Raw genomic sequence first — 25,644 nt, 5'->3', positions numbered from 1 at the left:
TCCGGTTTTCGCCTCTAGGCTCTCGCCTCAGGCGCGGGTCGTCGCGATATAGCGCGACACATTGTCGGCCAGGACGGTGAGCGGCACATTGCCGCCATCGACCACGGCTTGATCGAAATCGCGCAGGTCGTAGCGGGCACCGAGCGCCGCCTGGGCGCGGGTGCGCTGCGCCACAATCTCGGCGCGACCGACCTCGTAACCACAGGCCTGGCCGGGCCAGGAACAATAGCGGTCCACCTCGCTCACCGCATTGCTGCGCGGCAGGCCGGTGGCCGCGATGAACTCGCTCAGCGCCCGGTCGCGCGACCAGCCGATCGCATGGATACCGGTGTCGACGATCAGCCGCACCGCGCGCCACGCCAGCCCCATCAGATAGCCCAGCCGCCCGGCCGGATCGTCGGCATACATGCCCAGCTCGTCGGCCAGCTGCTCGGCATAGAGCGCCCAGCCCTCCGAATAGGCGTTGAACGCCAGGATCGAGCGGATCAGCGGCAGCTTCTGCGCATATTCGCCCTGCCAGACATGGCCCGGGATCCCCTCATGATAGACCAGATCGGGGATGGTGACGCGGTTATGGATCGTCGGGTCGCCCAGATTGACCCATATCTTGCCGGGCTCGCGCCCGTCGATCGTGCCCGGACCGCCATAAGCGGCGGGCGCGCCGGCTTCCTGGGCCAGCGGCATGCGCCGGATCTCAAGATGGCCGCGCGCCAGGTGGCGGAACGCCTGGGGCAGGCGCGGACGGATCGCGTCGATCTTCGCCTGCATATAGGCGAAGATCTCGCGGCGGCCTTCGTCATTGTCGGGAAAGCCGATGCCGGGGCGACGCTGATAGGCGATGGCGCGCTCGGCGACGCTGCCCTCGGTCAGCCCGGCCTTGCGCAGGATGACGTCCATCTGCGCCTGAAGGTCGGCCAGGCGCGCACGGCCCATCTGGTGCAGCTCGGTCGGGCTGCGGCGCGTGGTCGTGCCCGCGCGCAGGCCCCAGCCATACCATTCGGGACCGTGGGGGCGGGCGCCGAGGCCCGCTGCATCGCTCGCCACCGCCCGCTGGGCGCGCAGCTCGACCAGCTGGCGTTCGAGCGCGGGCACGATGGCCGAGCTTGCGATCCGCTGCGCGCGGTTCGCCCAGTCGCCGGGGATCGCCTTGGTCTTGCGGGCGAGCGGACCGACCAGCGGGCCGTCGGGCTTGGCGGCCTCGGCGATGGTGCGCGTCATTCCGGTGATCGTCTTGTCGAGCAGGAAGGAGGGCGGCACCAGGCCCAGTTGACGGGCTTCGCGGATCCGCACCGTCTCGCCATCCAGCTGCTCGGGCATCGCGGCTAGGCGCGCGAGATAGGCCTCGGCATCGGTCGCGTTGCGGACCGGCTGGTCGCCGTCCAGCGTCTGCGGCACGTCCAGCCACGCCCCGACATTCTGGATGACGCCGTAAGGCGTATTGCGCCAGTCGCCGATCGTCGCCACGCCGTAGGGCAGCGCCATGCCGTCCAATGCCGTGCGAAAGGCGGTTTCGACCACGGCGACGCTGGTCGCGGTAGAGGGATCGAGCCCGCCGCGCGGCAGACCGGCCAGTTCCTTCAGCGACCGGGTCAGGAAAGCCTGCCGTGCCGCCACGCCCGCAGGCGAGCGATCCTCCAGCCGCCGCCGCAGATCGGCATGGGTCCCTTCGTCCACGCCCAGCGTCGTGGCCCGCTCCGGTACCAGCGGCAACAATCCCCAGGCGATCCGGTCGAGCATTGCGCCCGCATCGGTGGGCGGTACGGCGGCGTGAAGTGCGGTGGTCGTGGTCAGCGCGGTGGCGGCGACCAGGGTGTCGCGGCGGGAAAAGAAATGCGTCATGCCCGATAGATGACCGTCCGCCCGCCGCGCGTCAAATGCCCCGTCGGGCCTTTATGGAAAGCCCTTGCCACCATGCGCGCCGACGGCGGTGCCGGTCGAGAAGGTGGCCTCGCCCGAGGCGAGCGCGACGTAGAGCGAGGCGAGTTCGGCGGGCTGGCCTGCCCGGCCGAGCGAGGTGTCCTGTCCGAACTCGTGCAGCTTGCCAGGCAATTGGCCACCCGCGACCTGAAGCGGAGTCCAGATCGGGCCGGGCGACACCGCATTTACCCGAATACCCTTCTTGGCGAGCTGCTTGGCCATGCCGCGCGTCAGGTTCTGGATCGCGGCCTTGGTCGAGGCATAGTCGATCAGGTCTTCCCCCGGATCATAGCTGTTCTGCGAGATGGTGTTGATGATGACCGACCCGGGCGGCATCGACGGGATCGCGGCCTTGGAAAAGCGGAACACATGGAAGACGTTGGTTTCATAGGTGCGGACGAACTGTTCGTCGCTGATCTCCATGATGTCCGCCTTGGACTGTTGATAGGCGGCGTTGTTGACCAGCAGGTCCAGCCCGCCCATCTGCGCGATCGCCTTGCGCACCACATCCTCGCAGGCCTTTTGCGTGCGGATGTCGGCGGGGAGCAGCACCGCCTTGCGCCCCGCCTGACGGATCAGGTCGGCGACCTCGCGCGCGTCGGGCTCTTCGCTGGGATAATAGTTGATCGCGACATCCGCCCCCTCGCGCGCAAAGGCGATGGCGGCGGCCCGGCCGATGCCGCTGTCCCCGCCGGTGAGCAGCGCCCGGCGCCCGGTCAGCTTGCCCGAACCGCGATAGCTCGTCTCGCCATGATCGGGGCGCGGCGTCATCTTGCTGGCGAGTGCGGGCCAGGGTTGCCGCTGTTCGGGAAAGGGCGTGCGGGTATAGGCGTCGCGCGGATCCCGCAGGCTGGGCACCGGCGTCGGAGCGGTGGCCGCTTGGCTCAGCGCCGCCCCGGGCGCCGCCGCCGCCGCGATCCCGAGAGCCGCGCCGCCCAGCACGCTGCGGCGGGAGGTGTCGACGTCGCTCATGATCCGGTCCTTCGATGCTAACCAACGGATGACGTTGGGAATATCCTGACCAAACCACGGAGTGGCAAAGACGATCCGCCCGGTGGCGGCTTTTCGCTGTTCGCCGGCGCTGGGGTGGGGGCGACATGGCGGAAGAGGTGGGATTCGAACCCACGGATGGCTTGCACCATCGCCGGTTTTCAAGACCGGTGCCTTAAACCGCTCGGCCACTCTTCCGGATCGGCGGACAGCGCCTGTACGCCAAGGGCGTGACGGAATCCACATGGATTTGCGGGGCCCGCGCCGCTTCGTTTGCGCGGCTGGTCGTGCCTGTGTTGCGGTGGTGCGAGGTTCCGGGGCGGGCGCGGCTATGGCACACAGGGCGTCATGTGGGGGACAATTACCCGGCGCGTCATGCGCCTCGGCATTATTTCGAGCCTGGCTTTGCTGGTCGGCAGCGTTCCGGCCCAGGCGCAGGACGAGGCCGGTTTCCAAAGCTATCTGCAGCAGGTGCGCGGGACTGCGCTGGCGCAGGGCGTGAGCCGTTCGACGCTGGACGCGGTGCTGCCGACGCTGACGCTCAACGCGCGGGTGATCGAGCTGGATCGCCGCCAGCCGGGCGGGCCTGCCAATAGCGGCTTCAGCCCCTTCGCCCCCTATAAGGCCGCGCATGTCGATGCCGCGCGGATCGGGCGGGGGCGCAGCAAATATCTGGCGCAGCGCCCGCGCCTGACCCGGATCGAGCGCGAGACGGGCGTGCCGGAGTCCATCATGGTCGCCATTTGGGGGCATGAAACCAACTATGGTTCGTACACCGGCAATTTCGACCTGCTCCGCTCGCTCGCCAGCCTGGCCTATGAGGGGCGGCGGCGGCCCTTGTTCGAGGGGGAGTTCATCGCCGCGCTCAAGATGATGGACCGCGGCGTCACCCGCGAGCAGCTGAAGGGCAGTTGGGCCGGGGCGACCGGCAATCCGCAATTCCTGCCCTCCATCTATCTGCGCCTTGCCCGTGACGGCGATGGTGACGGGCGGGCGGACATCTGGAATAGCGAGGCCGATACCCTGGCCTCGATCGGCAATTACTTCGCCAATGCCGGGTGGCGGCCGGGCCAGCCCTGGGGCTTTGCGGTGACGGTGCCCGCCGGGTTCGACCAGTCGATGGTGCGCAACCGGCTGGTCAGCCCTCGCTGCCCGCGCGTGTTCGAGCGGCATAGCGGCTGGCGGACCATGGCCGAGTGGCGCGCGCTGGGCATCGTGCCGCAGGGCACGGCCTGGCCCGACGACCGGGTGTTGGCCACGCTGATGGAGCCGGACGGGCCGGGCGCGACCGCCTATCTGCTGACCGGCAATTACCGCGTCATCCTGGATTATAATTGCTCGAACTTCTACGCTCTGTCGGTGGGATTGCTGGCCGATGCGATTGCGGGCTGAGCTGGTCGCGCTGCTTGCCGCATTGGCGGCGACGCCCGTGGCGGCAGCGACCGACGCGGCGCCGCCCGCGCGCTACGGCCATTATGACGCGACAGGTCGGGCGAGCTGGTATGGCCACGAGTTGGCCGGTCGCCGTACCGCTACCGGCAAACGCTTCGACCCGGACGATGTGATGATCGCGCATCGTACCCTGCCGCTGGAATCCATGGTCGAGGTGACCGATGTCGATACCGGCCGCACGATCATCGCACGAGTCGGCGACCGGGGGCCGGGGCGTGCCGACCGGGTGGCGGACCTGTCGCTGGGCGCGGCGCGGCTGCTCGGCACCAACCGGCGCGCGGTGGCCCATATCCGGCTGCGCGCGCTGAGCCCCGGCGCAGACCGCCCCGGCCTGATCCTGGCTGGCGCGACGGCGGTGGCCCCGATCGCCAAGCCGATCGTGCTCGACCCGCAGGCGCATTACCGTGTCCAGCTTGCCAGCTTCTCCAGCCGCCCGCGCGCCCAGGCGCTGGCCCGCCGCTTCGACGCCCGGATCGTTGCCGCCGGTCGCCTCTGGCGGGTGGAGAGGACGGGAATGAATGCCGAATCCGCCAAAGCCCTGCGTGACGCGGCGGCTCAGGCGGGCTATGACGACGCCCGCATCCTGCATCAGGATTGACCTCTCGGCTCCCTTTGGTCACGGAACATCCATGAAGACCCTGTACGCATCTTTTGCCGCTCCGCTCGCCCTGGTCGCGCTCGCCCACCCCTCGGTCGCCGCTGCGCCGCAGTTCGATACGCCCGCGCCGGTCGCCTTCATGAAGGACCTGTCCTCCGGCGCGATCCTGTTCCAGCGGGACGCCGACCGCCGGATGCCCCCGGCGTCGATGGCCAAGATGATGACGGTTTATGTCGCCTTCGACCTGGTCAAGAAGGGCCAGCTGAAGCTGACCGACATGGTCACGGTGCAGCCGGAGACGTGGAAGAAGTGGCACGGGCCGCAGGCGGGCTCGACCATGTTCCTGTCGCCGAACGAGCAGGTCAGCGTCGCCAACCTGCTATACGGTATCGTCACCCTGTCGGGTAACGACGCCTGTGTCGTGCTGGCCGAGCATATCGCGGGCACCGAGCAGAATTTCGTCGAGCGGATGAACCGCACCGCCCAACAGATCGGGCTGAAGAACAGCCATTTCGGTACCGCAAACGGCTGGCCCGATGGCGGCGTGACCTATGTGACGGCGCGTGATCTGGCCGATCTGGCGCAGCACACGATCGAGGACTTCCCGCAGCTTTACAAGCAGTTCTATTCCCGCCGCGATTTCTCATGGGGCAAGACGATGGGCGGCAACGCCATCACCCAGGCGAACCGCGACCCGCTGCTGGGTCGGGTCGCGGGGGCCGATGGCCTGAAGACCGGTCACACCGAGGAAGCGGGTTATGGCTTCACCGGCTCGGCCGAGCAGAATGGCCGCCGTCTGGTCATGGTCATGGCCGGGCTGAACAGCTTCGGCGCGCGGGCCGAGGAATCGGTCAAGTTCATGAACTGGGGCTTCCGCGCATGGCAGGCCAAGCCGGTGGTGGCGCAGGGCAAGAAGGTCGCCGATGCCGAGGTCCAGATGGGATCCTCGACCAAGGTCGGCCTGATCGCGCCGCGCCAGCTGACCGTCACGCTGCCCGCCGGGCTCGATCCCGCGATCAGCGCCAAGGTCGTCTATCAGGGCCCGATCAAGGCGCCGATCAAGGCGGGCCAGCACATTGCCGACCTGGTCGTCAGCTCGCCCGACATGCCCGCACAGCGCCTGCCGCTGGTAGCGGACAAGGATGTGAGCGAGGCGGGCTTCTTCGGCCGCGCCTGGGCCGGACTGACCTCGCTCTTCGGCTGATCGCGCCATGAACCTGCCGGTCGGCAATGACGCGGCCCAGGCCGCCTTTGCCGCCGCGCTGGGCGGTGCCAAGCTGCATCACGCCTGGTTGATTGCCGGGCCGGAGGGCGTGGGCAAGGCGCGTTTCGCGCGCGCGGCGGCCACCCGGCTGCTGGCACGGGCGAGTGGGGCGGGGGGGCTGCCGCCCGGGCTGGCGGTGCCGGAGGATCACCCGACCGCCAGGCTGATGGCGGCGGGATCGCATCCCGATTTCCGGGTGATGGCCCGCCTGCCCAAGGATGCGGAAAAGCCCGACCAAGATCTGGCGCGCTCGATCACCATCGCGCAGGTCCGCACCCTGCAACCCATGTTCGCGACCGCGCCCGCCATGGGGCCGGCGCGCGTCGTGCTGATCGACGCGATCGACGATTTGGAGCGGGGCGGGGCGAATGCGCTCCTGAAAAATCTGGAAGAACCGCCCGCGGGCACGGTGTTCCTGCTGGTCAGCCATGCGCCCGGGCGGTTGCTGCCGACGATCCGGTCGCGCTGTCGGTTGCTACGGTTCGAGCGGCTGTCGGATGGCGACGTCGCGCGGGTGCTGCGCCAGCAATTGCCCGAAGCGGAGGAGGACGAGATCGCCTCGCTGGTCGCGGTGGCGGACGGTGCGCCGGGGCGGGCGCTGCGCTTTGCCGGGCTCAATATCGCAGGGCTCGATAGCGCGATCGCGCGGATCGCGGAGACGGGCGATCCGGGCAATGCGGAGCGGGTGAAGCTGGCCAAGGCGCTGGCGGGCAAAGCGTCGCAGGCGCGGTACGAGGCTTTTCTCGACCGGGTGCCTGCGTTTATCGCGGGGCGGGCGCGTGGACGGTCGGGGCCGGGGTTGAAGGTGGCGCTGGACGCCTATGCCGCCGCGCAGGATCTGGCGGGGGCGGCGCGCGGGCTATCGCTCGATGCGCAGGGGACGGTGTTCGAGATGGCGGGGATCATCGCGACGTTGCGGTGAGTGATTCCCTTGGGCTTCGACTTCGCTCAGCCTGAACGGCTGGTGGGAAAAGCCCTTGCCCCCAAACCCCGTTCAGGCTGAGCGAAGTCGAAGCCCATGCCCCACCGCCCGCCAAATGGGCCTTACAGCCCGACCCGCTCGAAATGCCCCGGCGCAAAACCTTCGATCGCCAGCGTGGTGATCCGTTCCGCCACGGCTTCCGGCGCCTTCACCGAAGCGGGGTCTTCCCCCGGATAGGCCTTGGCCCGCATCTGCGTCCGCGTCGCGCCGGGATCGACGATCGCGGTGCGGATCGCGCTGATGTCCGCGGTCTCGTCGCCATATGCCCCGAGCAGCGTCTCGAACGCCGCCTTGGAGGCGCCGTAAGCCCCCCAATAAGCCCGTGGCTTGCGGCCGACCGACGACGTCACGCCGATCACCCGCGCGCCCGGCGACCGCCGCAACATCGGGTCGAAGGCAGAAATGAGCGCGGCCTGTGCACTGACGTTCAGGGTCAGGACGCGCGCAAACTCCTTGGCGTCGATCGCTGGCACGGCGGCCAGCGACCCCAGCATCGCGGCGTTCAGGACCATCACGTCCAGCGCCTGCCAACGCTCGCCGATCGCCGATGCCAGACGACCGATCGACTCGTTCTCGGCCAGGTCGAGCGGCGCGATGGTGGCCGAGCCGCCTGCGTTGAAGATGGTCTCCTCGACCTCTTCCAGCCCCTTGGGTGTCCGCGCGGTCAGGACGACATGCGCACCTTGCGCCGCCAGTGCGATGGCGGTCGCCGCGCCGATGCCTCGGCTCGCCCCGGTGACGAGTGCCAGCTTGCCGTCGAGCGCACCCGCCATCAGGCGACCCGCTCGGCCAGCATCGCGAACTGGTCGACCGACGCGGTCTCGTCATGGTCGGTCAGTGTCGTCGGATAGTCGCCGGTGAAGCAGGCGTCGCAATAGCTGGGCTTGTCGCCGCGCGCCGCGTTCAGCGCCTTGTACAGCCCCTCGATCGACACGAAGGACAGGCTGTCGGCATGGATGAAATCGGTCATCCCGCCCAGGTCCAGCTTGGCCGCGAGCAGCTTGGCACGCTCGGGTGTGTCGACGCCGTAGAAGCAGGAGTGGCGCGTCGGCGGCGATGCGATGCGCATATGGACTTCCGCCGCCCCAGCCTCGCGCATCATCTGCACGATCTTGAGGCTGGTGGTGCCGCGCACGATCGAGTCGTCGATCAGGACGATCTTCTTGCCCTGGATCAGCGCGCGATTGGCATTGTGCTTCAGCTTGACGCCCAGATGGCGGACCTTGTCGCCCGGCTGGATGAAGGTGCGGCCGACATAATGCGAGCGGATGATGCCCAGCTCGAACGGAATGCCCGACGCCTGCGCATAGCCGATCGCGGCGGGGACGCCCGAATCGGGAACAGGGATGACCAGATCGGCGTCGACCGGCGCTTCATAGGCCAGCTGCGCGCCGATTTCCTTGCGGACCGAATAGACCGACTGGTCACCCGCGATCGAATCGGGGCGGCTGAAATACACCCATTCGAAGATGCACGGGCGGGCATCGACGGCCTGGAACGGGTGGATCGAGCGAATCTCGGTGCCCTGCACGATGACCAGCTCGCCGGGTTCGACCGCGCGTTCGAAGGTCGCGCCGCACACGTCGAGCGCCACCGTCTCCGAGGCGAAGATCACCGCGCCGTCCAGGCGGCCCATGACCAGCGGCCGGATGCCCAGCGGATCGCGGCAGGCGATCATGCCCTCGGGCGTCATCACGATCAGCGAATAGGCGCCCTCGACCTGCTTCAGCGCGTCGATGAAACGGTCGAGCAGGGTGCGGTAATTGGACGTCGCGACCAAGTGGATGATCGTCTCGGTATCGCTGGTCGACTGGAAGATCGAACCGCGACGGACGAGTTCGCGACGCAGCTTCATCGCGTTCGAGATATTGCCGTTATGCGCGATGGCGAAGCCGCCGGTCGACAGGTCGGCATAAAGCGGCTGGACGTTGCGCAGCGCGGTCTCGCCGGTGGTCGAATAACGGACATGGCCGCAGGCGACATCGCCCGGCAGGCCACGGATCACGTCGTCGCGATCGAAATTGCCCGCGACATGGCCCATGGCGCGGTGGGTGTGGAACAGGGCGCCGTCGAAGCTGGTGATCCCCGCCGCTTCCTGCCCGCGATGCTGGAGCGCGTGGAGGCCGAGCGCGGTCAGCGCGGCCGCGCCATCGGCGCCGGACACGCCGAAAATGCCGCATTCCTCGCGGAGTTTGTCGTCGTCAAAGGGGTTGGTGGTCAGCATGGGAGAGGCGCTCGCAACGTTCGCAACTAAGGGGCAGACGGGGCGCATATAGGAATGTGATCTGCGTTTGTCGCCTGTTTGTCATCATGCGCCGGATCATTTTCGCCGGGGTGGCGTTTCGGGTCCGAAAGCAGGAGATGCCACATGGCACGCGATCACGGGTCCCAGATCAAGGACGATGGGCTGTACGAGGAGTTGCGCAAGCAGGGCCAGTCCAAGGAGAAGGCCGCCCGCATCGCCAATGCGAAAGCCAAGGGCACGCTGGAGCATCGCTCGACCCATCTGGAAGACCGGACCAAGGACGACCTGATGAAGGAAGCCCGCAAGATCGGGATCGAGGGGCGGTCCAAGATGAGCAAGGCGGAGTTGATCGAGGCGATTCGTGGCCATGGCTGATCGTGCCTGATGGAAGGAAATGCCCCTCCACCATCGCTGGCGCGATGGTCGCCTCCCCAGGTGAGCTTGGTGAGGAAAAGGCCAAGTCCTTCCCATCTTTGATGGGGAGGGGGATCGGTGCGATGCGGTGGTGGAGGGGTAAGCCCCGTTCGTAACGGATGACTTTGGCCGCATTCCGCTTTAACCGCTACCCATGGCCGATCACCGCGACACCGGGCTGACGCTCGACCCGAAATATGATGCCAACGGACTGCTGACCGCGATCGCGACGGACCGCGCGAGCGGCGAGTTGCTGATGGTCGCGCATATGAATGCCGAGGCGCTGGCAGCCACCCGGACCACCGGCGAAGCGCATTTTTGGTCGCGAAGCCGGGGACGGCTTTGGAAAAAGGGCGAAAGCTCGGGCAATGTCCTGCGCGTGATCGAAATGCGGATCGACTGCGACCAAGATGCGCTGTGGTTGATCTGCGAAGCCGCCGGGCCCGCCTGTCATACCGGCGCACGCAGCTGCTTCTTTCGCCGGATCGAAGGCGACGGGCTGGCGCCGGTCGCGTGACAAGACGGGCGTTGACGCTCGCCGTCGCGTTCATGCTGGTCGGATGCGGACCGGGCGGCGATAATGTCGACAATTCGGCAGGCGAGCGTCTGGAGACCGCGAGCATCGCGGCCGGGCTCGTGGCCGATCCGGCCGTCGTCCCGCTCGACGGTGTCTGGTCGCGCGATACCGACCGGATGTGCATCCTGCCACGCTCCGATGACAAGAGCGATTCGGTGCGGCGTATCGGGGTCGTCCTGGATTATGGCGAGGGGCAGGGCTGCGTCGCCTCCGGCACGTTGGAACGGACCGGACCGGCGTTGAAGGTCACGCTCGGCCAGTGTCGCTTCACCGCGCGATTCGATGGCGACAGCATCCAGTTCCCGGCCGGGCTGCCCACGGCGTGCAACAGCCTGTGTACCGGCCGCGCCACGCTGTCGGCGCTGATCGTCGAGCGGGTCAGCGCGTCGGTGGCGGAGGCGCGGACGTTGCGCAGTCCCGGCGGCAAGGCGCTTTGCGTCGATTGACGTTCACGTAAACGGCATCTAATTTAGGCCGCCATGACCAAGGTCGCCGCCTCCGCCGAACCGCTGCCCCGCGCCGATCGCGACGATTATTCGATCACCGAGCTGTGCGCCGAGTTTGGCGTCACCGCGCGGGCGCTGCGCTTCTATGAGGATGAAGGGCTGATCTCGCCCGAGCGGCGGGGGACGCAGCGCATCTATTCGCAGCGGGACCGGGCGCGTCTCGCCTGGATCCTGCGGGGCAAGCGGGTCGGGTTCAGCCTGGCCGATATCCGTGAGATGATCGACCTTTACGATCTGGGCGATGGCCGCCGTCAGCAGCGCGAAGTGACGCTAGCCCGGTGTCAGGCGAAGATCGACGCGCTCCACGCCCAGAAGCGGGATATAGATGCCGCGATCGCGGAGTTGACCGATTTTGTGGCGCTGGTGGAGACGCACCGGGATTGACCGGTGTTGTCGCGTGGCCTTCGACTTCGCTCAGGCTGAACGGAGGCGTGGCTATGCGCTCAGCTCTTTACCGACTTTGTCTCAACGCCCGTTCAGCCTGAGCGAAGTCGAAGGCCACGCCGCGTGACCCGTCCCAAAAACGTAGATCACTCGCCCGCAGGTTTCGTGTCCGGCACGGCGCTGGCCCGCCGCACGCCACCCAGTTCACCGGGCGTGGGCGTCGCGGTTGGCTGCGGCGCGGCGCTCAGTCCGGGCTGGGGAGGGACGATGGTCAGCGTCTGGCGCTTCATGCATCGCCCACTTGGGCTGGCCGGATAGAATTTGCAGTTCCACAGCGTGCGCTCAAGCCCCGCGCCCATATCGCGCAGATAGCTGAAGGCCATCGTCTCCATCTGAACCTGGGTAAGCGGCACCGTTTGCGGCACCGGTGCTTCTCGCCACATCATGACGGTGCAATGCTTGCGCTCGCCGCACAGGGTCAGCGCATAGGCAGGAAAGCCCTCCGGCGTCAGCCCTGCGGGCAGGGCGACCAGGAACATGTCGGGATCGCTCGCCAAAGGCGCAGCGGCGCCGGTCGCCACGCCCGCCTCCGCCAGCGCTGCCCCCGCCTGATCGGTGGCGTTCGTCCCGGCACTATGCGCGGGCGAGAAGGGCGCCAGCTGGGCGATCACCGGCTCGCCTGGAACCAGATGCCGGTTGAACGCGGGCGGCGTGCCCCACCACCCGGACCAGCGGAAGAACAAATGGCTGCCGACCCGCGCGACCTTGTCCAGGCTCGCCTGCCAATAGGGGACGACCCAGTCGGTGTGATAATGGGTCGCATGGCCCACGGCCCGGAAGACCTTGCCGTTCAGCGCCATGGCGGCGATTTCCCGCGCACGGGCCCAGGCGGCCTCGGGCGGCTGCCATTTGGTCAGTGCGCCGTCGCAGCTGAAGGTGAACTGGCACCCCGTCGATCGCTCCTGCCCCTCGAAGACCACGCCGCACACCGTCTTGGGAAAGGCGGGATGGCGCAGGCGGTTGAGCACGACCTGGGCGACCGCCTGCTCGCCCTTGGCATCGTCACCCGCTTCGTACAGCACCCCCGCGGCCAGACAGTCGAGCGCGCGCGCCTTGTCCTCGGCCGACGCGCGATAGACGAAGGGGAGGGCCGCCGGATTGGGATCGGTGGAGAAGGGGACGCCTTCGTTATACGCCCGTGCCTCGTCCGGGGTCATGTCGATGAAGGACACGGGTTCGACCGGAGGCAGTTCGGCGGGTGGCACGACGCGCGGGGCCTGTCGGAGCCGTTTGATCGCGGCGCGGTGGGCCTTGGGAATGGCGGGGGCGTTCGCCACGAGCAGTGCCGGTACGACGCTGGCCGTACCGGCGATGACGAACAGCGCCGCGCGGATGCCGCCGCGCGGCCGGGACACGTCGCTCACTGTTCGGGCAGGAAATCCGGGACCGACAGGTAACGCTCGCCCGTGTCATAGTTGAAGCCGAGCACGCGGACGCCCTCGGGCAGGTCGGGCAGCTTCTGCAGGATCGCCGCCAGCGTTGCGCCCGACGAGATGCCGACCAGCAGCCCCTCTTCGCGAGCGGAGCGCCGCGCCATGTCCTTGGCGACATTGGCGTCGACCTCGATCACCCCGTCGATCGCCTGGGTGTGGAGATTGGCGGGGATGAAGCCCGCGCCGATGCCCTGGATCGGGTGCGGACCCGGCTGGCCGCCCTGGATGACCGGCGAGGCGGCCGGCTCGACCGCATAGACCTTCAGCTGCGGCCATTCCTTCTTCAACGTCTCGGCGACGCCGGTGATATGGCCGCCGGTGCCGACGCCGGTGATGATGACGTCGATCGGCGAATCGCGGAAGTCGTTCAGGATTTCCTGCGCGGTCGTGCGGACATGCACGTCGATATTCGCCGGATTCTCGAACTGCTGCGGCATCCAGGCGCCCGGCGTCTCGCGCACGATCTCCAGCGCGCGCTCGATCGCGCCCTTCATGCCCTTTTCGCGCGGCGTCAGGTCGAAGGTCGCGCCGTAGGCCAGCATCAACCGGCGGCGCTCGATCGACATGGATTCGGGCATCACCAGGATCAGCTTGTACCCCTTGACCGCCGCGACCATCGCCAGGCCGACGCCGGTATTGCCGCTGGTCGGCTCGACGATGGTGCCGCCCGGCTTCAACTCGCCGCTGGCCTCGGCCGCCTCGATCATGGCGAGCGCGATTCGGTCCTTGATCGACCCGCCGGGGTTGGAGCGCTCGGACTTGATCCAGACCTCCGATCCGGGGAACAGCCGCTGGATCTTCACATGCGGCGTGTTGCCGATCGTTTCCAGGATGGTGTTGGCCTTCATGGCTTGGCTTCTCCGTGGGTTGGTTCGGTTTCTAGGATCTCAGGAGGGTCAAAGGTTCGCGCGCGCCGGAGTTCCGGGAACAGCCGCGACCAGAGCAGCGTGACGACGATCGCCGCACAGCCGCCGAACACCACCGCGCCAACGGGGCCGAGAAACGAGGCCGTGAGCCCGCTTTCAAACTCACCCAGTTCGTTGGAGGCGGAGATGGTCAGCTGCGACACCGCGCTCACCCGTCCGCGCATTGCATCGGGGGTGTGCAGTTGGATCAGAGACTGGCGGACATAGACCGACACCATGTCGACACCCCCTGCAACGACGAGCGCGGCGAAGCTCAGCGGAAACGAAGTCGAGAGCCCGAAGACCAGTACCGCCACGGCGAAACCACCGCTGGCGATCAGCATCTTCAACCCGACATCGTTCTTCATCGGCCGGAACGAAAACCAGATCGAAGTGGTGACGGCACCGATTCCCATACCGGCGGCCAGGAAGCCCAGGCCGTGTGCACCGACTGCAGGACATCGCGTGCGTAGATCGGCAGCAGCGCGGTCGCCCCGGCCAGCAGTACCACGAACAGGTCGAGCGTGATCGCGGCGAGAACCAAGCGATTCTGCCGGACGTAGCGGAAGCCATCAAGGATGCGTGCCAGTGGGCGGCGATCCTTCTGCACCGCCGGCTGCGGCACCGGTCGCATCGTGAGGATCGTCGCGAGCGCGATCCCGAACAGCGCTGTGATCGTTGCATAGGCGACGTGCGGATGAATAGCGTAAAGGATGCCACCCACGCTCGGGCCCGCAATGGCACCCAGTTGCCACGCGGTGGAGGATACGGCAATCGCGGTCGGCAGGCTCTCGCGCGGGACCAGATTTGGTGCGAGCGCCGAATAGGCGGGACCGGAGAACGCACGGGCGACGCCGACCATCACGGCTGCGGCAAACAGCGCTGGTAGCGTCAGCATATCCAGATAGGTCAGCGTGCCAAGCATCGCCGCAACGAGGACGAGCAGCGCGGTCGTCGTCCGCACGATCCATCGCCGGTCGACCGCGTCGGCGACGAGGCCGGTAACGGGGGTCAGCAGAAACAGGGGCACGAATTGCGCCGCACCGATCATTCCGAGTAGGAACGCGGCTTGGCGGATGTCCATCGTCTGGCGGGCGAGGCTATAGACCTGCCAACCGATGACGATCGCCAATGCGGTCTGTGCGATCGTGCCGGACAGGCGCGACAGCCAGTAGCTGCGGAAATTGGCGATGCGGAACGGGTGTTTGGGGCTATCCATGATCGGGATGCGTTGTAGGCCGTGGTTCGGCGACAAGGCAACCAAGGCAAAGCTTGTTCCCCGCAAATTTCCCCTGTCGAACTGGGAATTTCGCAACCCAAAAATGCTGCATTGCAGTAATTGCAATGGGGGAATTGAGTTTCATGACAAAGCGCGCCAATAGGCGTCCATCCTTCCCTAACGGAAACAAAGGTGTTCCCGACTGTGGCAAAAGCTCCAAGCCGTACCAGCGAGCCCCCCATTCCCAATCGGGAGCGTCCCGCCGAACCGCAGCCGTTCCAAGCGACCAAGGAACAGCTGCTGGATTTCTACAAGCAGATGCTCCTGATCCGCCGCTTCGAAGAAAAGGCGGGTCAGCTTTATGGCCTGGGCCTGATCGGCGGTTTCTGCCACCTCTATATCGGCCAGGAGGCCGTGGCGGTGGGTCTGCAGTCGGCGCTCGACGGTGACAAGGACTCGGTCATCACCGGCTATCGCGACCATGGCCATATGCTGGCGTACGGCATCGACCCCAAGGTCATCATGGCCGAGCTTACGGGGCGTGCCGCCGGCATCTCCAAGGGCAAGGGCGGGTCGATGCACATGTTCTCGACCGAGCATAAATTCTATGGCGGCCACGGCATCGTGGGCGCGCAGGTGTCGCTGGGCACAGGCCTGGCGTTCGGGCACAAGTACAGCAATGACGGCGGCGTCTGCCTCGCCTATTTCGGCGATGGTGCGGCCAATCAGGGCCAGGTGTACGAGAGCTTCAACATGGCCGAGCTGTGGAAGCTCCCGATCATCTTCGTGATCGAGAACAACCAGTACGCCATGGGCACCGCGGTCAACCGTGCCTCGTCCGAGGATCAGCTGTATCGCCGCGGCGAGAGCTTCCGCATCCCCGGCATCCAGGTCGACGGTATGGACGTGCTGGCGTGCCGTGGCGCAGCCGAAGAGGCGCTGGCCTGGGTCCGCGCGGGCAAGGGTCCGGTCATCCTCGAGATGAAGACCTATCGCTATCGCGGTCACTCCATGTCCGACCCCGCCAAGTATCGCAGCCGCGAGGAAGTGCAGGGCGTGCGCGACAAGTCCGACCCGATCGATCACGTCAAGAAGCTGCTCGAAGCGCAGGGCGTGACCGAGGCCGATCTGAAGGTTCTGGAGCAGGACATCCGCAAGCAGGTCAATGAAGCGGCCGATTTCGCCGAACAGACCCCCGAGCCCGATGTGGCTGAACTCTACACTGAAGTGCTGGTGGAGCGTTACTAAGATGGCGATCGAAATCAAGATGCCGGCCCTTTCCCCGACGATGGAAGAGGGCACGCTCGCCAAGTGGCTGGTGAAGGAAGGCGATACGGTCAAGTCCGGCGACATCATGGCCGAGATCGAGACCGACAAGGCGACGATGGAATTCGAAGCCGTCGATGAGGGCGTGATCGCCAAGATCATCGTCGCCGAGGGCACCGACAATGTGAAGGTCGGCACCGCCATCGCGCTGCTGGCCGAAGAGGGCGAGGACGTTGCCTCCGCCGCTGCTTCGGGCAGCCGTTCGGGCGAGGCCGCCAACGCCGCGCCGAAGAACGAGGCGACCGACCAGAGCGCCCCGCCGATGCCGGAAGGTGCTGCTGCCGCCGAGCAGGAAAGCGGCACGCAGAAGCTGGTCGCTGCCGCCGAGCAGGAGGCGCCTGCCTCGCCAGAAATCCCGGAAGGCACCGAGATGGTCAAGCTCACCGTCCGCGAAGCGCTGCGCGACGCGATGGCCGAGGAAATGCGCGCCGACGACCGCGTCTTCGTGATGGGCGAGGAAGTCGCCCAGTATCAGGGCGCGTACAAGGTGACGCAGGGTCTGCTGGACGAGTTCGGCGATCGTCGCGTCATCGACACGCCGATCACCGAATATGGCTTTGCCGGTGTCGGCACCGGTGCCGCCATGGGGGGCCTGCGTCCGGTCATCGAGTTCATGACGTTCAACTTCGCCATGCAGGCGATCGACCACATCATCAACTCGGCCGCCAAGACCAACTATATGTCCGGTGGCCAGATGCGCTGCCCGATCGTGTTCCGTGGTCCCAATGGTGCCGCCAGCCGTGTCGGCGCGCAGCACTCGCAGAACTATGGCCCTTGGTATGCGAGCGTCCCCGGCCTGATCGTGATCGCGCCCTATGACGCGGCCGATGCGAAGGGCCTGCTAAAGGCGGCGATCCGTTCGGAAGACCCGGTCGTGTTCCTCGAGAACGAGCTGATGTACGGTCGTTCGTTCGACGTGCCCAAGCTCGATGATTTCGTCCTGCCGATCGGCAAGGCGCGGATCATGCGCGAGGGCAAGGACGTGACGCTCGTCTCCTACTCGATCGGCGTGGGCGTCGCGCTCGAAGCCGCCGAGAAGCTGGCCGCCGAGGGCATCGATGCGGAGGTCATCGACCTGCGCACCCTGCGTCCGCTCGACACCAAGACCGTGCTGAAGTCGCTCGCCAAGACCAATCGCCTGGTCGTGGTCGAGGAAGGCTGGCCGACATGCTCGATCGCCTCGGAAATCACCGCCGTCGTGATGGAAGAAGGGTTCGACGACCTCGACGCGCCGGTGCTGCGCGTGACCAACGAGGACGTGCCGCTGCCTTATGCCGCCAACCTCGAAAAGCTGGCGCTGGTCGACGCGAACAAGGTCGTCGCGGCGGTTAAGAAGGTGACCTATCGCGGCTAAGCGGCGGGTTGCGTTATGATTTGATGGGGGCCTTCCGGGAAACCGGGAGGCCCTTTTTCGTGAGGGCCATCCGTGCAAAGGGCAGGGGATGACCGACGCCCCCGCTACCCCGACGCCCCCGCCCGCCATCGAGGCGGTGATGCGCGAACAAGCGCTGGCGGTGGGCTATGCGCCCGCATCGGCGCGGGAGGGGTTTGCGGCGCTGCTCGATCTCGACCATCAGCTCGCCTCGATCCTGCAAAGCACGACCGAGCCGATGATCGGCCAGATGCGGCTGACCTGGTGGTATGAAGCGCTGGAAAAGCTCGACCGGGAGCCTGCCCCTGCGCATCCGGTGTTGCAGCGGCTGGCGGCGTCGGTGCTGCCCGGTGGCGTGCGGGGGGCGGATCTGGCGCCGATGATCGAGGGGTGGGAAGCGCTGCTCGATGACGGCGAGCCGCTGGACGACGAACGGGTGGCGCTTCACGGGAAGGCGCGGGGCGGGGTGTTGTTCGCGTCCATCGGGCGGTTGCTGGGTGGCGAGAGGTGGGAACCTCTCGGGATCGCCTGGGCGAAGGCCGATCTTGCCGGGCATATCAGCGACAAGGTGTTGTCGGATCGAATCGGTGTGCAGGCCCTGGGCGAGTTGGCCACCGCGCTGTCGCCGAAGCGGGCGCGGGGGGCGCGGGGGTTGAGCGGCTTGGGCGTCCTGGCCCGAGAGGGTCTGCGCCACCCGGACCGCCTGCCGGGCCATCCCCTCCGCGCGGCGCGGCTGGCGTGGCATGGTTTGACGGGGCGCTGACGCCGTTCGCATCAAGACGGGGCCGTACCCCGGCGAAGGCCGGTCCAGTTGCGCTGCCCTATCGACGGCGCAGGACTTTTGCTTCCCCCGCCGATCCGTGGCGCCCCACAGGCTGCGCAGACACTGGACCTCGGCCTTCGCCGGGGTACACCCTGTGTCGGGAGCGGCTTACCAAAATCCCGTTCAGCCTGAGCGAAGTCGAAGGCCAAGGGAATGACCTTGCCGCCCGCGCACAACTCCGGTTAACCATAAGCCCGTCTGACGGGGGAGACGGAACCGATGTGGCGCTATCTGGCCGGTGGGTTGGGCACGCTTGTGCTGGTGGGGGCGGGGCTGTTCCTGTGGGGCAGCCGACCCGACACACCATCCCCGCTCCCCGCCGCCAGCGCGGCGACCGCATCGACCCCGCAAACCGCCGAAGACGACGCGCCCCTTCCTGAAGCCTCAGCCAAGACCCGCGAGCAGAAGCGTTTCGACCGCTACGATAAGGATCGCAACGGCACGATCACCCGCGAGGAATATCTCGCCGCGCGGCGCAAGGCTTACGCCAAGCTGGACCGCGACGGCGACGGCAAGCTGTCCTTCGACGAATTGGCGATCAAGGCCACGACCAAGTTCACCACCGCCGACCGCGACAGGTCGGGCACGATGAACGCGGCCGAGTTCGCCACCACCGCCGTCAAGCGTCGACCGGCTCGGGCGAACTGTCCGCCGGCGCGAACGGCACCGGCTGAGGCACCGGAGGCGGCCCCGGCGGAAGAGAGTTGAGCCAGCCGGGCAGGGCCTCGCGCGCGCGGTCGGTGTACATCTTCTTGCGATCGGCTTTTTTCGTCCGGCCGGGAATGGGCGGAAATAGGCCGAAATTGACGTTCATCGGCTGATAGGTCTCGGCCTCCGCCAGGCCGGTGATATGGCCGAGCAGCGCGCCCAGCGCCGTCTCGACCGGCGGCGGCGCGATGGTCTTTCCCGTAAGCTCGGCCGCGGCGAACCGCCCGGCGAGCAGGCCGATCGCGGCGCTCTCGATATAGCCCTCGCACCCCGTGATCTGGCCCGCGAAACGCAGATTCGGCCGCGACCTCAGCCGCAGCGTGGCGTCGAGCAGTTCGGGCGAGCGGATGAAGGTGTTGCGGTGAAGCCCGCCAAGCCGCGCGAACTCGGCCTTTTCCAGACCCGGAATGGTGCGGAAGATGCGGATCTGCTCGGCATATTTCAGCTTGGTCTGGAAACCGACGATGTTCCACAGCGTGCCCGCCGCATTGTCCTGCCGCAACTGGACGACGGCATAGGGCCAGCGCCCGGTGCGCGGATCGTCGAGCCCGACGCCCTTCATCGGCCCGAAGCGCAGCGTGTCGACGCCGCGCTCGGCCATGACCTCGACCGGCATACAGCCATCGAAATAGGGGGTGCTCTTCTCCCACTCGCGGAACTCGGTCTTCTCGCCGTCGAGCAGTGCCTGATGGAAGGCCAGATACTGGTCCTTGTCCATCGGGCAGTTGATGTAATCCTTGCCCGTCCCCTTGTTCCAGCGGCTCTGGAACCAGGCCACGTCCATGTCGATCGATTCGCGGTGAACGATGGGCGCGATCGCGTCGAAGAAAGCCAGCGCCTCCGCGCCGGTCGCCTCGCCGATGCCGCCCGCCAGCGACGGTGCTGTCAGCGGGCCGGTGGCGATGATCGCAGGTCCCTCGGGAAGCGCGTCGATCCGCTCGCGCACGATGGTGATGTTGGGATGCGCGGCAAGCGCCGCCGTCACCCCGCCCGAAAAGCCTTCCCGGTCGACCGCCAGCGCCGAGCCCGCGGGTACGGCGTGGACATCGCCCTTGGCCATGATGATCGAGCCCAGCGCGCGCATCTCCTGATGCAGCAGCCCGACCGCGTTGGAGGTCGCGTCGTCCGACCGGAAGGAGTTGGAGCAGACCAGCTCGGCCAGGTCGCCGCCATGATGGGCGGGGGTCGTATCCGCACCGCCACGCATTTCGGACAGGCGCACTTTCAGCCCGGCCTCGGCGAGCTGCCACGCGGCCTCCGAGCCCGCAAGTCCGCCGCCGATCACATGAATGTCATAAGTCATCGCGATGCCTTAAACCCGGAAGGCCCCGGTTGGAAGGACTTGGCGGAGGCAGGCCGGCTCCCCAACTCGGGTGCATGACCACCATATTCACCATCGGCTATGAGGGCGCGACCGTCGACGGCTTTCTGGCGACGCTGAAAACGGCCGGGGTGTCGCGGCTGATCGACGTCCGAGCGCTGCCGCTGTCGCGGCGGCCGGGCTTTTCCAAGTCGCCGCTCGCCGCGGCGTTGAAGGAGGTCGGGATCGACTATGTCCATCTGAAGGATCTGGGCACCCCGAAACGCGGGCGCGATGCCGCCAAAAAGGGCGATGTCGGCACGTTGCGCGAGGTGTACGACCATCAACTCGCGCTGCCCGAGGCGCAGGTGGCGGCTGCCCGGATGCTCGACCTGGCGCGGGACAAGCCCAGTGCGCTGCTCTGTTTCGAGCGCGACCCGTGCCATTGCCACCGCACCCTGCTGCTGGAGGCGGTGGGGCAGGGGATGGCGGTGGTCGACCTCTACACCTGATCGCTCAGGCGACGGCGGCGACGAACGTGGCGGTCCGGTCGCGCAGCGTGCCCACCGTACGTTCCAGCGCTTCGGCCAGCGTCAGCAGCGATCCGGCGTCCTGATCCAGGCGGGAGGCATCGCGCTGGACCTGCCGCACCTGCTGCCCGATCCGGTCGGCGGAGGCGACCGACTGGTCGACATTGGCGGCGATGGCGGTGGTGGCGAAACCCTGGGCCGCGACCGCATCGTCGATGGATTGCGAGATGGCACCGATCGTGTCGACCGCGCGGTTGAGCTGGGTCTGCTCGGCGACCAGCGCGTGGAGATTGGCGTTCACCTCGCCGACGTTGCGCGCGGCGTCACGGGCGGCTTCGCGGGTTTGCCCGGCAAGGGCCTTCACCTCATGCGCGACGACCGCAAAACCGCGTCCGGCATCGCCGGCGCGGGCTGCCTCGATCGCGGCGTTCAGCGCGAGGAGATTGGTGCGCGCGGCGACGCTTTCGATCAGCGACAGCAAGGTGTCGATCGTCGTCGCACCGGCGGCCAGCGCCTCGGCCCGTTGATCGGTCGCGATGATCCTGGTGCGCACCGCCGCGCGAACGGCGCTTGCCTGGTCCATGTCGCTGGTAATGGCGGCGAAGGCGTTGGCCAGACCATGGCCGCGTGCGGCGATGTCGCTCAGGGCGGTGGCGGTATCGGCCATCGCATCGGTCATCTGTTCGGCGCCGAGCAGCGTGTCGCCCGCATAGCGCGCCAGATCGCTCGCCATCTGACCCATATCGCCGGTCGCAGCCAGCAGCGTCTCGGAGAGCGCCGCAATGTCCGTCATGAACAGCCTGGTCGCGTCGTCAATCTCCTGCGCCCGCGCGATGCGTTCGCGTGCCAGAGCCATCTGCGCATCCGACGCCAGCCGCGCGATCTTCGCGGCGTCGAGCAATCCTGCAAAGACCCCCCGGCTGGTCAGGATCAGGGCATCGGGTGCGCCCCAATCGGCATGGAGCGCGAGTTTCTCGGCAAGGGGCGCATCCACCTCGCAACAGGCATGGGGCCGGACATAGGCGGTCAGGCTCGCGCCGAAATCGGGGTTCTGAAGCAGCGCATGGCCGAAGGGGTTATAAAGCAGCCCCTTCACGTCGCGTTCGACGATCGCGCCCACAGGCCGCTGTTCGGCGTCGAGGACGGGGAGCAGCCGCATGTCGGGGTAGCGGCGGAACAGCCCGATCGCATCGACCAGTGAGGCATCGCTCATGATCGTCGGGCTGTCCGCGCTGGCGGGCCAGGAGGAGAAGACGGGCGGCTTCATGCGCAACCGTCTTACCGACAGAGCGTAAACGCGATCTTAGGAATTGATGACGTTTCGATGACGGAAGGGCATTTACCCGGCGATCGGGAGCCTAACGGAGCCGTCGTCTTCGCGCTTCATCGGGCCATAGGCGATGACCGCCGACAGCGGCAGATCGGCGTAGAGATGCGGGAAGAGCTGGCCGCCCCGGCTCTCTTCCCACTTCACCGCCTCGCCCATCGCCTCCAGATCGACCGCCGCAATATGCAGGTCGGTCTGCCCGGCGAAGTGCTTGTCGACCGTCTCTGTCAGCTGGGCGGCGGTGGAGAGGTGGATATAGCCATCGGCCAGATCCACCGGGGCGCCCGCAAAGGCGCCCTCCTGTTCCAGCGCCGCCATCTGATCGGCGGTCAGCACCTTATAGGCAGTCGCCGGATGGCTCACTCGCCATCCTCCGGTCCGGCCGCCAGGTTTTCGCCCACCTCGGCACCCGGCTCGGGGGCGATTTCGGGGGTGCCGTCGGCCAGGTTCATCTCGGCATCCTCCTCGGTCTCCTCAATGCGCGCGGCCGAGACGACATGCTCGCCCGCCGCCACGTTGAAGAGCCGCAGACCCGCCGAGCCGCGCCCGATTACGCGCAAGCTTGCCAGCGACATGCGGATCAGCTTGGCCTGGTCGGTCACGAGCATCAGCTGATGCCCCTTGGCCGCCGGGAAGCTGGCGACGACATCGCCGTTGCGGGCGATATTGTCGATGTTCGTGATGCCCTGACCACCACGACCCGTGCGGCGATATTCATAGGCCGAAGACAGCTTGCCATAGCCATTGGCGCAGACGGTCAGGATGAACTGCTCGCTGTCGCGCAGCTCTTCGTACCGCTCCACCGACAACTCGGGCTCGCCTTCCTTCTCGCCCTTCCAGGGGGCGAAGCGCAGATAGGCCTCGCGCTCCTCCTGGGTGGTGCCGACCCGGTGCAGGACCGACAGCGAGATGACCTCGTCGCCGTCCTTCAGCGTGATGCCGCGCACGCCGGTCGAGGTGCGGCTCTGGAATTCGCGCACATCGTCGGCGGCGAAGCGGATCGCCCGGCCGCAGCGCGTGGCGAGCAGCACATCGTCCTCGGCGCCGAGCAGCGCGACACCGATCAGCCGGTCCTCGCTCTCGTCGTCGAAACGCATCGCGATCTTGCCGTTCGACGGCACGTTGGTGAACGCGTCCATCGAATTGCGGCGCACCGCGCCCTTGGCGGTGGCGAACATCACGTGGAGCTTGCCCCACTCCGCCTCGTCCTCGGGCAGCGGGAGGACGGTCGAGATGACCTCGCCCGGTGCCAGCGGCAACAGGTTGACCATCGGCCGTCCGCGCGTGGCAGGCCCGCCCTCGGGCAGGCGCCACACCTTGTAGCGATAGACCTTGCCGTGGTTCGAGAAGAACAGCACCGGCGTGTGCGTGCTGGTCACGAACAGTTCGGTGACGACGTCTTCGTCCTTGGTCGCCATGCCCGAGCGGCCCTTGCCGCCCCGGTTCTGCGCGCGGAAGGCATCGAGCGGGGTGCGCTTGATATAGCCCTGCATGGTCACGGTGACGACCATGTCCTCGCGCTCGATCAGGTCTTCGTCGTCGATGCCATCGGCGGCGGCGGCGATTTCCGAACGGCGCGGGGTCGCGAACTGGTCGCGGATCGCCACCAGCTCGCCGCGCATCACCTCGTACAGCTTCACGCGGTTGGCGAGGATTTCCAGCAGCTCGGTGATCGAGTCCGCCAGCCCCTTCAGCTCGTCGCCGATCTCGTCGCGGCCGAGCGCGGTCAGGCGGTGCAGACGCAGGTCGAGGATGGCGCGAACCTGAGTCTCCGACAGGCGATAGGTGTCGCCAAATCCCTCGCTCTCGACTGCTTCGACCAAGCGAATGTACGGCGCGATCTCGGCGATCGGCCATTCGCGTGCGAGCAGCGCTTCCCGCGCGGCGACCGGCGAGGCCGAGCCGCGGATGATCCGCACCACCTCGTCCAGGTTCGTCACGGCGATGACGAGGCCCAGCAAGATGTGCGCCCGCTCGCGCGCCTTGGCCAGTTCGAACTTGGAGCGGCGGGTGATGACCTGCTCGCGGAACTGGACGAAGGCCTGGATGATGTCGCGCAGGTTCAGCAGCTCGGGCCGCCCGCCGCGGATGGCGAGCATGTTGGCCGGGAAGCTGGTCTGGGCCGGGGTGTGCCGCCACAGCTGGTTCAGCACGACCTCCGGGGTCGCGTCGCGCTTCAGGTCGATGACGATGCGAACGCCTTCGCGGTTCGATTCGTCGCGAATGTCGCTGATCCCCTCGATCCGCTTTTCCTTGGCGGCCTCGGCGATCTTTTCGACCAGCGCGTTCTTACCCTGCTGATAGGGGATTTCGGTCAAGACGATGGCCCGACGATCGCCGCGGCTTTCCTCGATTTCGTGGCGCGAACGCACGATGATCGAACCGCGTCCGGTCTGGTACGCCGAGCGCGCGCCCGAGCGGCCCAGGATCAGCGCGCCGGTGGGGAAATCGGGGGCGGGGACGATCTCGTTCAGTTCCTCGACCGTGATTGCGCCGTTTTCCATGTACGCGAGGCAAGCGTTGACCACCTCGCCCAGATTGTGCGGCGGGATGTTGGTCGCCATGCCGACCGCGATACCGCCCGCGCCGTTGACCAGCAGGTTCGGATACTGGGCGGGCAGGACCGAGGGTTCGCGCTCCGAGCCGTCGTAATTGGGCTGGAAGTCGACCGTGTCCTTGTCGAGATCGTCGAGCAGCGAATTGGCGACCTTGGCCAGACGCGCTTCGGTGTAACGCATCGCGGCGGGCGGATCGGGGTCCATCGAGCCGAAATTGCCCTGACCGTCGATCAGCGGAACGCGCATCGACCAGTCCTGCGCCATGCGGGCCAGCGCGTCATAGATCGCGCTGTCGCCGTGCGGGTGGTATTTACCCATGACGTCACCGACGATGCGCGCCGACTTGCGGTACGGCTTGCCCGCGACGAAGCCGCTTTCGGCGGCCGAATAGAGGATACGGCGATGGACGGGCTTCAGGCCGTCACGCACGTCGGGCAGCGCACGCGCCACGATCACGCTCATCGCATAGTCGAGATAGCTCGACTTCATCTCGTCGACGATGGAGATCGTCGAAATATCGGAAGGTTCCGCGAGGGTCGTCTCGTCGGCCAAAGTCTGTTGCTTTCCGGGTTGGTGGTCAGATGGGAACCAAGGGTACTAGCCGAGCGTGAGCCGCCTGACCACCCCCGCGCACGGCCATTCGCGAGGGGCCGTTTGAGAGGAACGGCGGACGCAGATGGCGGCGCGGCGGGGATGGGCCCGGCGGACATGCTTCCCCCAGGGTAGCAGATCGCGGGACTTGTCGAGGCGCTGG

The 25,644-nt window shown here is 67.1% G+C and carries 23 protein-coding genes, 1 tRNA gene and 1 pseudogene; 13 read left to right on the top strand and 12 right to left on the bottom strand.

Features of this window, described 5'->3' with window-relative positions; translation table 11 throughout:
* Positions 1-27: 27 nt before the first annotated feature.
* The 3 genes from QZ546_RS06335 to QZ546_RS06325 all read right to left on the bottom strand — a co-directional run bounded on the left by QZ546_RS06335 (position 28) and on the right by QZ546_RS06325 (position 3,105).
* Entirely contained in the window at positions 28-1,839 is a 1,812-nt protein-coding gene (locus QZ546_RS06335; protein ID WP_294235740.1) for a DUF885 family protein, read from the bottom strand.
* 51 nt (positions 1,840-1,890) lie between these two features.
* Complete coding sequence (locus tag QZ546_RS06330; protein ID WP_294235739.1) at positions 1,891-2,889, bottom strand: SDR family oxidoreductase; 999 nt, start codon at positions 2,887-2,889, stop codon at positions 1,891-1,893.
* Between the two features lie 126 nt (positions 2,890-3,015).
* Positions 3,016-3,105: transfer RNA gene (locus QZ546_RS06325), tRNA-Ser, on the bottom strand.
* A gap of 177 nt (positions 3,106-3,282) precedes the next feature.
* Between QZ546_RS06325 and QZ546_RS06320 the strand changes: the two genes are divergently transcribed.
* The 4 genes from QZ546_RS06320 to QZ546_RS06305 are packed head-to-tail and all read left to right on the top strand — an operon-like array spanning position 3,283 to position 7,143.
* Positions 3,283-4,299, top strand: coding sequence for a lytic transglycosylase domain-containing protein (locus tag QZ546_RS06320; protein ID WP_294235738.1), 1,017 nt, complete (start codon positions 3,283-3,285; stop codon positions 4,297-4,299).
* Positions 4,283-4,957 (top strand): septal ring lytic transglycosylase RlpA family protein, encoded by a 675-nt coding sequence (locus QZ546_RS06315; RefSeq protein WP_294235737.1) that lies wholly within the window; start codon positions 4,283-4,285, stop codon positions 4,955-4,957. The genes QZ546_RS06320 and QZ546_RS06315 overlap by 17 nt, the downstream gene beginning before the upstream one ends.
* Positions 4,958-4,988: 31 nt before the next feature.
* On the top strand, positions 4,989-6,161 hold the full coding sequence (locus QZ546_RS06310; protein ID WP_294235736.1) for a D-alanyl-D-alanine carboxypeptidase family protein: 1,173 nt from the start codon (positions 4,989-4,991) through the stop codon (positions 6,159-6,161).
* Positions 6,162-6,168: 7 nt separating this feature from the next.
* On the top strand, positions 6,169-7,143 hold the full coding sequence (locus tag QZ546_RS06305) for an AAA family ATPase (protein WP_294235735.1): 975 nt from the start codon (positions 6,169-6,171) through the stop codon (positions 7,141-7,143).
* Between the two features lie 122 nt (positions 7,144-7,265).
* Here the strand turns inward: QZ546_RS06305 and QZ546_RS06300 are convergent, their stop codons facing one another.
* Both QZ546_RS06300 and purF read right to left on the bottom strand, forming a co-directional pair.
* On the bottom strand, positions 7,266-7,976 hold the full coding sequence (locus QZ546_RS06300; protein ID WP_294235734.1) for an SDR family NAD(P)-dependent oxidoreductase: 711 nt from the start codon (positions 7,974-7,976) through the stop codon (positions 7,266-7,268).
* Positions 7,976-9,427 carry an amidophosphoribosyltransferase gene (gene purF / locus QZ546_RS06295; protein ID WP_294235733.1) on the bottom strand — a complete coding sequence of 484 codons (1,452 nt, stop codon included), beginning with the start codon at positions 9,425-9,427 and terminating at the stop codon, positions 7,976-7,978. The genes QZ546_RS06300 and purF overlap by 1 nt, the downstream gene beginning before the upstream one ends.
* A gap of 144 nt (positions 9,428-9,571) precedes the next feature.
* Between purF and QZ546_RS06290 the strand changes: the two genes are divergently transcribed.
* From QZ546_RS06290 to QZ546_RS06275, 4 genes are all read left to right on the top strand, one after another.
* Positions 9,572-9,823: a Rho termination factor N-terminal domain-containing protein gene (locus tag QZ546_RS06290; RefSeq protein ID WP_294235732.1), complete on the top strand. Its 252-nt coding sequence runs from the start codon at positions 9,572-9,574 to the stop codon at positions 9,821-9,823.
* A 193-nt stretch (positions 9,824-10,016) separates the two neighbouring features.
* Entirely contained in the window at positions 10,017-10,379 is a 363-nt protein-coding gene (gene hisI, locus QZ546_RS06285) for a phosphoribosyl-AMP cyclohydrolase (RefSeq protein ID WP_294235731.1), read from the top strand.
* An 11-nt stretch (positions 10,380-10,390) separates the two neighbouring features.
* Positions 10,391-10,885: a hypothetical protein gene (locus QZ546_RS06280; protein ID WP_294235730.1), complete on the top strand. Its 495-nt coding sequence runs from the start codon at positions 10,391-10,393 to the stop codon at positions 10,883-10,885.
* Between the two features lie 33 nt (positions 10,886-10,918).
* Positions 10,919-11,329 carry a MerR family DNA-binding transcriptional regulator gene (locus QZ546_RS06275; RefSeq protein WP_294235729.1) on the top strand — a complete coding sequence of 137 codons (411 nt, stop codon included), beginning with the start codon at positions 10,919-10,921 and terminating at the stop codon, positions 11,327-11,329.
* A gap of 146 nt (positions 11,330-11,475) precedes the next feature.
* On the opposite strand, the gene QZ546_RS06270 is transcribed toward QZ546_RS06275, so the two are convergent.
* The 3 genes and pseudogenes from QZ546_RS06270 to QZ546_RS06260 form a co-directional block, all read right to left on the bottom strand.
* A complete protein-coding gene (locus QZ546_RS06270) occupies positions 11,476-12,744 on the bottom strand; it encodes a cell wall hydrolase (RefSeq protein WP_294235728.1) in 1,269 nt (422 codons plus the stop codon).
* 5 nt (positions 12,745-12,749) lie between these two features.
* On the bottom strand, positions 12,750-13,670 hold the full coding sequence (gene cysK, locus QZ546_RS06265) for a cysteine synthase A (RefSeq protein WP_294235727.1): 921 nt from the start codon (positions 13,668-13,670) through the stop codon (positions 12,750-12,752).
* A pseudogene (locus tag QZ546_RS06260) lies at positions 13,667-14,946 on the bottom strand (MFS transporter). The gene cysK and the pseudogene QZ546_RS06260 overlap by 4 nt, the downstream one beginning before the upstream one ends.
* Before the next feature lie 204 nt (positions 14,947-15,150).
* On the opposite strand from QZ546_RS06260, the gene pdhA reads away from it, so the two are divergent.
* From pdhA to QZ546_RS06240, 4 genes are all read left to right on the top strand, one after another.
* On the top strand, positions 15,151-16,194 hold the full coding sequence (pdhA, locus tag QZ546_RS06255; protein ID WP_294235726.1) for a pyruvate dehydrogenase (acetyl-transferring) E1 component subunit alpha: 1,044 nt from the start codon (positions 15,151-15,153) through the stop codon (positions 16,192-16,194).
* Position 16,195: 1 nt separating this feature from the next.
* Entirely contained in the window at positions 16,196-17,626 is a 1,431-nt protein-coding gene (locus QZ546_RS06250; RefSeq protein WP_294235725.1) for a pyruvate dehydrogenase complex E1 component subunit beta, read from the top strand.
* 88 nt (positions 17,627-17,714) lie between these two features.
* Entirely contained in the window at positions 17,715-18,407 is a 693-nt protein-coding gene (locus QZ546_RS06245; RefSeq protein ID WP_294235724.1) for a squalene/phytoene synthase family protein, read from the top strand.
* Positions 18,408-18,686: 279 nt separating this feature from the next.
* The gene (locus tag QZ546_RS06240) at positions 18,687-19,175 is read left to right on the top strand and encodes an EF-hand domain-containing protein (protein ID WP_294235723.1); all 489 of its coding nucleotides are present in this window, start codon (positions 18,687-18,689) and stop codon (positions 19,173-19,175) included.
* On the opposite strand, the gene trmFO is transcribed toward QZ546_RS06240, so the two are convergent.
* Positions 19,087-20,478, bottom strand: coding sequence for a methylenetetrahydrofolate--tRNA-(uracil(54)-C(5))-methyltransferase (FADH(2)-oxidizing) TrmFO (gene trmFO / locus QZ546_RS06235; protein WP_294235722.1), 1,392 nt, complete (start codon positions 20,476-20,478; stop codon positions 19,087-19,089). The two genes, QZ546_RS06240 and trmFO, sit on opposite strands and share 89 nt — an antisense overlap.
* A 74-nt stretch (positions 20,479-20,552) precedes the next feature.
* On the opposite strand from trmFO, the gene QZ546_RS06230 reads away from it, so the two are divergent.
* Positions 20,553-20,987: a DUF488 family protein gene (locus QZ546_RS06230; RefSeq protein WP_294235721.1), complete on the top strand. Its 435-nt coding sequence runs from the start codon at positions 20,553-20,555 to the stop codon at positions 20,985-20,987.
* A gap of 4 nt (positions 20,988-20,991) precedes the next feature.
* Here QZ546_RS06230 and QZ546_RS06225 read toward each other — a convergent pair whose 3' ends face one another.
* The 3 genes from QZ546_RS06225 to gyrA all read right to left on the bottom strand — a co-directional run bounded on the left by QZ546_RS06225 (position 20,992) and on the right by gyrA (position 25,442).
* Positions 20,992-22,272 carry a methyl-accepting chemotaxis protein gene (locus QZ546_RS06225; protein WP_294235720.1) on the bottom strand — a complete coding sequence of 427 codons (1,281 nt, stop codon included), beginning with the start codon at positions 22,270-22,272 and terminating at the stop codon, positions 20,992-20,994.
* A 72-nt stretch (positions 22,273-22,344) separates the two neighbouring features.
* The gene (locus QZ546_RS06220) at positions 22,345-22,695 is read right to left on the bottom strand and encodes a DUF952 domain-containing protein (protein WP_367113516.1); all 351 of its coding nucleotides are present in this window, start codon (positions 22,693-22,695) and stop codon (positions 22,345-22,347) included.
* Entirely contained in the window at positions 22,692-25,442 is a 2,751-nt protein-coding gene (gene gyrA, locus QZ546_RS06215; protein WP_294235719.1) for a DNA gyrase subunit A, read from the bottom strand. The genes QZ546_RS06220 and gyrA overlap by 4 nt, the downstream gene beginning before the upstream one ends.
* Positions 25,443-25,644: the final 202 nt, after the last annotated feature.

It is taken from the genome of uncultured Sphingomonas sp., assembly GCF_913062585.1.
Taxonomy (GTDB): Bacteria; Pseudomonadota; Alphaproteobacteria; order Sphingomonadales; family Sphingomonadaceae; genus Sphingomonas.
The sequence above is the reverse complement of the archived record's forward strand: the minus strand, read 5'-3'. Positions and strand labels throughout refer to the sequence as shown.

What these genes read in the sequence shown, in the direction of transcription:
- QZ546_RS06335 (WP_294235740.1), bottom strand. Translation starts at nt 1,839, where the DNA reads ATGACGCATTTCTTTTCCCGCCGCGACACCCTGGTCGCCGCCACCGCG.
- QZ546_RS06330 (WP_294235739.1), bottom strand. Translation starts at nt 2,889, where the DNA reads ATGAGCGACGTCGACACCTCCCGCCGCAGCGTGCTGGGCGGCGCGGCT.
- QZ546_RS06320 (WP_294235738.1), top strand. Translation starts at nt 3,283, where the DNA reads ATGCGCCTCGGCATTATTTCGAGCCTGGCTTTGCTGGTCGGCAGCGTT.
- QZ546_RS06315 (WP_294235737.1), top strand. Translation starts at nt 4,283, where the DNA reads ATGCGATTGCGGGCTGAGCTGGTCGCGCTGCTTGCCGCATTGGCGGCG.
- QZ546_RS06310 (WP_294235736.1), top strand. Translation starts at nt 4,989, where the DNA reads ATGAAGACCCTGTACGCATCTTTTGCCGCTCCGCTCGCCCTGGTCGCG.
- QZ546_RS06305 (WP_294235735.1), top strand. Translation starts at nt 6,169, where the DNA reads ATGAACCTGCCGGTCGGCAATGACGCGGCCCAGGCCGCCTTTGCCGCC.
- QZ546_RS06300 (WP_294235734.1), bottom strand. Translation starts at nt 7,976, where the DNA reads ATGGCGGGTGCGCTCGACGGCAAGCTGGCACTCGTCACCGGGGCGAGC.
- purF (WP_294235733.1), bottom strand. Translation starts at nt 9,427, where the DNA reads ATGCTGACCACCAACCCCTTTGACGACGACAAACTCCGCGAGGAATGC.
- QZ546_RS06290 (WP_294235732.1), top strand. Translation starts at nt 9,572, where the DNA reads ATGGCACGCGATCACGGGTCCCAGATCAAGGACGATGGGCTGTACGAG.
- hisI (WP_294235731.1), top strand. Translation starts at nt 10,017, where the DNA reads ATGGCCGATCACCGCGACACCGGGCTGACGCTCGACCCGAAATATGAT.
- QZ546_RS06275 (WP_294235729.1), top strand. Translation starts at nt 10,919, where the DNA reads ATGACCAAGGTCGCCGCCTCCGCCGAACCGCTGCCCCGCGCCGATCGC.
- cysK (WP_294235727.1), bottom strand. Translation starts at nt 13,670, where the DNA reads ATGAAGGCCAACACCATCCTGGAAACGATCGGCAACACGCCGCATGTG.
- QZ546_RS06250 (WP_294235725.1), top strand. Translation starts at nt 16,196, where the DNA reads ATGGCGATCGAAATCAAGATGCCGGCCCTTTCCCCGACGATGGAAGAG.
- QZ546_RS06245 (WP_294235724.1), top strand. Translation starts at nt 17,715, where the DNA reads ATGACCGACGCCCCCGCTACCCCGACGCCCCCGCCCGCCATCGAGGCG.
- QZ546_RS06240 (WP_294235723.1), top strand. Translation starts at nt 18,687, where the DNA reads ATGTGGCGCTATCTGGCCGGTGGGTTGGGCACGCTTGTGCTGGTGGGG.
- trmFO (WP_294235722.1), bottom strand. Translation starts at nt 20,478, where the DNA reads ATGACTTATGACATTCATGTGATCGGCGGCGGACTTGCGGGCTCGGAG.
- QZ546_RS06230 (WP_294235721.1), top strand. Translation starts at nt 20,553, where the DNA reads ATGACCACCATATTCACCATCGGCTATGAGGGCGCGACCGTCGACGGC.
- QZ546_RS06225 (WP_294235720.1), bottom strand. Translation starts at nt 22,272, where the DNA reads ATGAAGCCGCCCGTCTTCTCCTCCTGGCCCGCCAGCGCGGACAGCCCG.